6 protein-coding genes and 1 pseudogene are annotated in these 6,688 nt (G+C 39.3%); 4 read left to right on the forward strand and 3 right to left on the reverse strand.

Going from position 1 to position 6,688, the window contains the following annotated elements:
• Positions 1-68: 68 nt before the first annotated feature.
• Together GQR55_RS19420 and GQR55_RS19425 are read left to right on the forward strand one after the other, a co-directional pair.
• Positions 69-359, forward strand: a pseudogene (locus GQR55_RS19420) (acyloxyacyl hydrolase); the annotation flags it as partial.
• 87 nt (positions 360-446) lie between these two features.
• Positions 447-593 carry a DUF2897 family protein gene (locus GQR55_RS19425; protein ID WP_166421893.1) on the forward strand — a complete coding sequence of 49 codons (147 nt, stop codon included), beginning with the start codon at positions 447-449 and terminating at the stop codon, positions 591-593.
• A gap of 30 nt (positions 594-623) precedes the next feature.
• On the opposite strand, the gene GQR55_RS19430 is transcribed toward GQR55_RS19425, so the two are convergent.
• The gene (locus GQR55_RS19430) at positions 624-1,994 is read right to left on the reverse strand and encodes a YjiH family protein (RefSeq protein WP_166421894.1); all 1,371 of its coding nucleotides are present in this window, start codon (positions 1,992-1,994) and stop codon (positions 624-626) included.
• A 66-nt stretch (positions 1,995-2,060) separates the two neighbouring features.
• Positions 2,061-3,122 carry an outer membrane protein assembly factor BamC gene (gene bamC, locus GQR55_RS19435; protein ID WP_166421895.1) on the reverse strand — a complete coding sequence of 354 codons (1,062 nt, stop codon included), beginning with the start codon at positions 3,120-3,122 and terminating at the stop codon, positions 2,061-2,063.
• Positions 3,123-3,481: 359 nt separating this feature from the next.
• Between bamC and GQR55_RS19440 the strand changes: the two genes are divergently transcribed.
• Positions 3,482-4,015, forward strand: coding sequence for an ACT domain-containing protein (locus GQR55_RS19440; RefSeq protein ID WP_166421896.1), 534 nt, complete (start codon positions 3,482-3,484; stop codon positions 4,013-4,015).
• A gap of 11 nt (positions 4,016-4,026) precedes the next feature.
• A complete protein-coding gene (gene bcp, locus GQR55_RS19445) occupies positions 4,027-4,506 on the forward strand; it encodes a thioredoxin-dependent thiol peroxidase (RefSeq protein WP_007375925.1) in 480 nt (159 codons plus the stop codon).
• A gap of 990 nt (positions 4,507-5,496) precedes the next feature.
• Here the strand turns inward: bcp and GQR55_RS20275 are convergent.
• Complete coding sequence (locus GQR55_RS20275) at positions 5,497-6,015, reverse strand: hypothetical protein (RefSeq protein ID WP_240916929.1); 519 nt, start codon at positions 6,013-6,015, stop codon at positions 5,497-5,499.
• Positions 6,016-6,688: the final 673 nt, after the last annotated feature.

Below are 6,688 nucleotides of genomic sequence, written 5' to 3' on the forward strand. Positions count from 1 at the left end.
GCGAACCCAAAAAGAGATAAAGAAAAAGGACGATTAAAATGCGGCCTGAATCCAATTCTCTCTTAATGTCTAACCTATGAGTACTTGCTATGTCACCTGTGCTGCAATTTCCTGCCTTCAGTTTTAACAACACCCCATTTTATGTAGAAGCAGGGATTGGTGTATCACTGATTGATGAAACGCAGTTCGCCGGTAAAAACATAAGTACTCACTACCAGTTTGAAGACCGCATAGGCCTTGTTGCCGACTTTGGCCACACCAATGTTGCCCTTAGAGTAATTCACTATTCAAACGCGGGCTTTAAAGAGCCAAACCCAGGGCTTAACTTTTTAACGCTTTCGGTAGCTAGACGTTTTTAACGTTATTGATTGTGTTTTGAGTTATTTAATTGCTGTTACAGCGTAAAGCGGTCACACTTAAAGTACTAAAGATTAAGTGATACTGCGATGCAAACTTGGCATATTGTAATAATTTTCGCCGTTGTTTTTGCCATTATTATTGGTAATATTGCGCTGATTAAACTCTCTGCAAAAACGGAGTTTAAAAAGTCCGGCGCCAATATAAAAAATACAACAAACACAAAAAAGCCCTGATTAATCAGGGCTTTTTAATACGTGCTAAACCTAGCCTACTAACCAATGCGCCATCAGCGCAATAACAGGTAAAGTAATTAGCGTTCGCAAAATAAATATAATAAATAACTCTAAAATATTTACTGGTATTTTACTGCCAAGTAAAAGTGCGCCCACCTCAGACATATAAATAAGCTGAGTTACACTCATTGCTGCAATAATAAAGCGCGTTACATCACTTTCAATTGTACCTGCTGCTAATATTGATGGGATAAACATATCAGCAAAACCAACCATAATAGTTTGTGACGCGGCTGCCGCTTCTGGGATTTGCAATAACTCTAAAAATGGCACAAATGGCATGCCTAAATACTCAAATATAGGCGTATGCTCAGCAATGATCAGTGCAAATGTACCTACGGCCATAACCACAGGCAGTACACCAAATACCATATCAAGCGCGTTGTGTACGCCCTCTTTTATAGTGCCTTTAACACCTGTTGAGTTATCAGCTTTAGCTAATGCAACATCTAGCGAATGGCTAAATAAAGTTTTATGGCCCGGAATTGTCTCAGCGTCTCTATCTGGTTCAGTGCCATCAATTAGTAAATCTTTTTTAAAGCGAAGTGGTGGTAATCGCGGCACAATAATAGCGGCAACAATACCGGCTAAACATACCGTTGCGTAAAACGGAGCAAATAGGTATTCAAGTTTAACTTGTCCAAGCACCACTAAACTAAACGTAATTGAAACCGCTGAAAACGTAGTACCAATAATAGCCGCTTCGCGTTGTGTATAGTGTTTTTGATCGTACTGCTTTGCAGTCATCAAAATACCTACACTGCCATCGCCTAACCATGATGCAGTACAGTCAACCGCGCTTCTACCCGGTACGCCAAATACAGGGCGCATTACTTTAGTCATTAACGTACCAGCAAGCTCTAGTAGACCAAAGTTAATTAGTAGCGGCAGTAATAAGCCCGCTAAAATAAATACCGAAAACAACACTGGTAGTAAGTCATTTAATACCAGCGCGCCAGTATTGGCCGAGGTAATCATCTCGCTGCCTAAACTTAAGTACGTCATTAAACCAAACGCCATACCGAATAAGCGCACAGCTAACCATATCCAGCTCACGTCAAATAAATGCTTTAGCAAAGGTGAATTACATATAGCGGCGGGTTTAAATACTTTAGTAATTACAGAAAGAACCCCTGTAATACAAATAATGAGAGTAATAATTGCTTGACCAGAACCAAGCATCATTGCTTGAACTGCTTTTGCCATAACAGCAATAGGAATGGTCATCCCTTGCGAGGTACTAATCGGCGTCATAAATAAAAACACACCAATTAACGAAGGAACCAAAAAAGTAAACCAAGTGCGCCACGTATAGTGTGAACGTTCAGGTAGCTGAGACATATTTTTTAACCTATAAAAACCACAAAAAGAGCATAGCGCTCTTTTTGTGGTAAAACTTATTATTATTTAAATTTTAATGCCGCGCTGAATGAGTGCTGCTTCTAGTGCTTCTTGTAAACCATTCATAGTACCTGGTTCAAGCGTTTCGCCTTTGTCATCCATCCACGTTAAGCTAGTACCGCCTTCTTTAGTTTTACTTACTAAAATTTGGTATTGGCCTTCATCAATCGGTAGTTGAGCTACCTCATCACCCCAAATTGAATCCCACACACTACTTTCAGGTTTAGTATAATCAGCAGTAATTAAGCCAGTATCAGGGTTAATTTCAACAATAGTGAACGACAAGCGCTCTAAAAATCCAGAAAAACGGTCAAACACAGCTTCGTAAGATTGCTCAGTTACAAGTGCTGCATTACCTTTGTTATCAAAGCCCATTTCAAGAGAAATAATACCTTGGCGTTTACGCATATCAACTTCAAGTTGACGGTAACGGTAATCAAACTCGCTCACTACTTGGTTAAGCGCACGTACTTCTAACTGCTGCTTAAGTAAATCAGTTAGCGTTTTATCACCTTTAAAATCAATCAGCTCTACACGTAAAGACGCAGTACGCTGATGTGATTTTTCTTCAATAGTGAATCTAAATTTTTCTAAGTCATCGTTTATTTCATCGCCCCACCACCAAAAACCTTCTTCTGTTTTGATGATTGAGTACCAATCGGTTTCAATTGTACCTAGTAGCTTATCTTCTTTAATTGTGCCTGCATTATTCTCAGCAAGTACCGATTGAATTGTGTCCCAAAGAAACTCATCTAAATCAGCAATGCCATCGTTTTTATCAAAATAAATACGCGCTTGTTTATCTGCTTCTTCTACCCAACTGCCTTTTGCAATTGTTAATACTTGTGCCGGTGGGCGGTAATTTGTAGCTTCAGGATTATTGTCGTATTGACCTACGTCCATTTTATAAACTGGGTCTTGAGCTGGTTGAGATAACGACGCTGGTGCTTTTACAGGCTCATGCGTGCGATAGTTACGCTCGTCATGTGCTTGATTAGTAAATACACTACACCCTGATAAACTTACCAATACACTTACTGCAAGTGCTTTTGGGATCCAATACTGCACAGATATTTCTCCTTAGCAAACCCTTTAATTGTTTTAACAAATATATGAGTGGGTAATGCCGATTTGGTTCAGTGTAAAATCAATATTAACTTTACATTTATTATTTGGCTGCCTAAATGCAATAAAGTTCAGTACTTCAACTTAGCGATAAAACTAAGCACAAATAAGCAAATTTTAGCTATGGTACTTTCCCGTGCCAGTAAAAACAAGAAACACCGTACTTTAAAAGCGCTTAATTAGCGTGTGCTGTAGTTTAGAGCCCTTTTTGTGTTAAACTTCGCCGCCGTGCAACCTCTCATGTGTATTTTTGGTGTTGCCAACTCGGTTGATATAATTCAAGTAACAAGGTATTTGAACTCATGACTACATTTTCAAATCATCAAATTGTTTTAACAGCGATTGGCGAAGACAGACCCGGTATTGTAAGCGAACTAACCCAACTGGTTAGCGATTGCCACTGCAACATTATTGACAGCCGCATTGCAATTTTAGGCTGCGAGTTTACCTTTATAATGTTACTCAGCGGTGACATGTCGGCAATAAGCCGCATAGAGCACGTACTGCCCACTAAAGCCATGGAACTTGGTCTACTAACCATGATGAAGCGCACAGCGAGTCATACTCCTGAGGAGTTTTGTGCAGGTTACACACTAGAATACACTGGCATAGACACTCCCGGTACACTGAGCAAAGTAACGCGCTTTTTTGCCGACAATAATATTAGTATTTGCTCACTTAAGTCAGACACTTATTCCCAAGAAGACAACATTAAAATGCGTTGTGAACTTGAATTCAACATACCTGTTGATGTAGATATAGATCAATTTAAAATTAGTTTTGAGAGCCTTTCTCACACGCTAAACGTAGATTATATTTTTAAACGAATTCGTTAAGGATGCTAAACATGAACACAATTAGTCCATTACAAGCTGGCGATACTGCACCCGCTTTTAGCCTACAAAACCAAAACGACGAAACAGTAACATTAAGTGAGCTGTTAAAAGAGCAACAAGTGCTTGTGTACTTTTACCCTAAAGCGTCAACGCCGGGTTGTACTGTACAAGCCGAAAACCTACGCGACCAACAAGCTGAGCTTGCTAAATTTAACACCCGCGTTGTAGGTATTAGCCCAGATCCAATTAAGCGCCTTAAAAACTTCGAAACTAAAAAAGAGCTTAATTTTGACCTGTTAGCCGATGAAGATCACGCCATTGCAGAAGCATTTGGCGTATGGGGCTACAAAAAGTTTATGGGTAAAGAGTACGATGGTATTCATCGCCTAACGTTTTTAGTAGGCCAAGACGGTAAAATTAAACACCTATTTGATAAGTTTAAAACTAAAGATCATCATCAAGTGGTTTTGGATTATCTTGCAGCAGAATAAGCTAGCGGCAGAGTAAGCTAGTGGTTGGGTAAATTAGCTACCAGCTATTAGACAAATACAGAAAAGCGTTGCTCAAGGGCAACGCTTTTTTTATGCTAATTATTAAGTATTTTGGTTAAGTGAAAGCATGATCGAGGGATAAATAAGCAGTCAATAATTTTGATGACTGGAGTCAAGCTTTGACCCCCTTTGGTTTCCTAATTTGACTACACACCAGGTAAAATAACGCCTACAGGGTTGATGTTATACTTGTAGGCGCGGCTTTATGCCGCGTTTTTTGGGTTATAAAAATCAAACTAAACGTCAACCTTAATTAAAGAATTTAGGATGGGTGTCACGTTGATTTTCTTACTAGATTTCAATCAAATAGATCTGAGTGAATAGATTGGCGTAATGATTGAGTCAAATTTAATACCCGAGTCGAATCAAGATGATTTGAGCGCTGGTGGTAGGTATGAAAACACTGAATACAGAGAGACACCCACTGAAAGGACTCTACAAAGAACAAGCAATGCAGCTGAGGGAGCAAAGGCTATTAAGGAAAAATGAACGAACCACTGGATTGTTCAAAGTACCCGCGTCCACAAATTTGTGAGTTCGGGTTTACACTTGGTAGTGAGGAAGGCGGCTGATATTCGTTAGGATGAAAAAATGCCAGCCTTAGTAGGCTGGCAACTAGAGTAAAATGAATAACTAATTTAGAAAAATATTAGTTTAATTTAAAGGAAGAATTTTCTTTAGTGAATAAATGCATTGTGTTGTTATGGATTACGTAAGGGGCTGGAACAGTGTATTTAACCCCACTACCCCAACGACCGAATGTTTGTGGTACTACCGCAAAACCTGAAGTAGCAATAGCCATATCAGTAAAACCTGCATACCCTCCATGGAAGGTTACTGTAATAACACTTTTTTGCTCACCCTGATAGTTTACCTTTCCAGTTACTTCTACGTTTACTGGCGTAGAGCATGAGCCTTCGTATTCACGTTTTACGTTAATGAATTGCCCTGAGCATTAGCAAGATCATACTTTAATTTTGGCTGCCCTGTCTTACCACACAGCGCTCCATCAAACATAAACATAAAGTTGTTATCTCTGCCGTCAGCACTGAGCCTCATAATGCCAATGTAATTAGAATTTTCGATGTTTTCAAAAGTTTTTGTTAATTCAGCTTCTACAACTTTTACTGCATCAGCATCAACATTTGGGTTATCTAAATCACCTAAAAAAACAAGCATAGGTTTCCAATTAAAGGCTCTGTCTGCCTCTGATTGAGCACCCATGCTCCCAGCTAAATCAATTAAGCCACCAGTTAGGAAAGACATAGCGTACTCCGCCCCAACTAATGCGCGATTTGCTTTGAATTGTGCTTCTTCTGGTAACGCTACATCTGACAAACCGGCGGTTTTACGTGTCATTTGAGCCACATTTAATGCAAAGCTAGCATCATCGTCAAATTGATAAACTTCATTTGATTCCATTGTTATAACAGGTGGCTGAGTAGACATGCAAGCTGCCAATGAAAGCATTGATAGTGCTAAGATTGATTTTTTTATGAAGCTCATTTTTTTTAATCCAAATGTTTAATTGCATGTATTAAAACATATTTGTATAAATAGGCTACTGATTGAACTCAATATTATTGATTATATTAGGTGCAATCGCCACAACTCTTCTATTTCGAATACTTTTTCAGTATAGGTATCTTTAATTACGCCCAGAACTCTTTTTCAGGCGATGCTTAACTGAAGTATGGCAACCAACTACTTTGTTAATTGCTTGTGAAAGCTGCTTAAGGCTATAACAAAGAAAATCGTCTTTGCCGATTGTTTGAATTTTTATCATGATTGTAATCCATCCTATACAATACCTGCCTTGATTCGCCAGTCGCCAGTCGCCAGTCGCCAGTCGCCAGTCGCCAGTCGCCAGGGTAAAATCTTGACTTCATACATCATAATTAATTAGCTGTTTATATTCGCCGAAATTTAAATAAGTTACTGTGTCGGATGGCGCTTCGCTTATCCGACCTACGTTTTCAAATATATAATGCTGGGGTATTGGCGGCGTGGGTATTGCAGGTTCGTTGGGTTTCGCTACGCTCTACCCAACCTTGTATCTCTTCTTGATGAGTGTTTAGCTAGCACTTGTCACATCGGGAAGACAGTGAGCTCGTACCCAACC

It is taken from the genome of Pseudoalteromonas sp. Z1A8, assembly GCF_011378855.1.
Taxonomy (GTDB): Bacteria; Pseudomonadota; Gammaproteobacteria; order Enterobacterales; family Alteromonadaceae; genus Pseudoalteromonas.

Bases quoted from the DNA above. Each gene is read 5' to 3' on its own strand.
- GQR55_RS20275 (WP_240916929.1), bottom strand. From the start codon at position 6,015: ATGTCTACTCAGCCACCTGTTATAACAATGGAATCAAATGAAGTTTAT.
- GQR55_RS19425 (WP_166421893.1), top strand. From the start codon at position 447: ATGCAAACTTGGCATATTGTAATAATTTTCGCCGTTGTTTTTGCCATT.
- GQR55_RS19430 (WP_166421894.1), bottom strand. From the start codon at position 1,994: ATGTCTCAGCTACCTGAACGTTCACACTATACGTGGCGCACTTGGTTT.
- bcp (WP_007375925.1), top strand. From the start codon at position 4,027: ATGAACACAATTAGTCCATTACAAGCTGGCGATACTGCACCCGCTTTT.
- GQR55_RS19440 (WP_166421896.1), top strand. From the start codon at position 3,482: ATGACTACATTTTCAAATCATCAAATTGTTTTAACAGCGATTGGCGAA.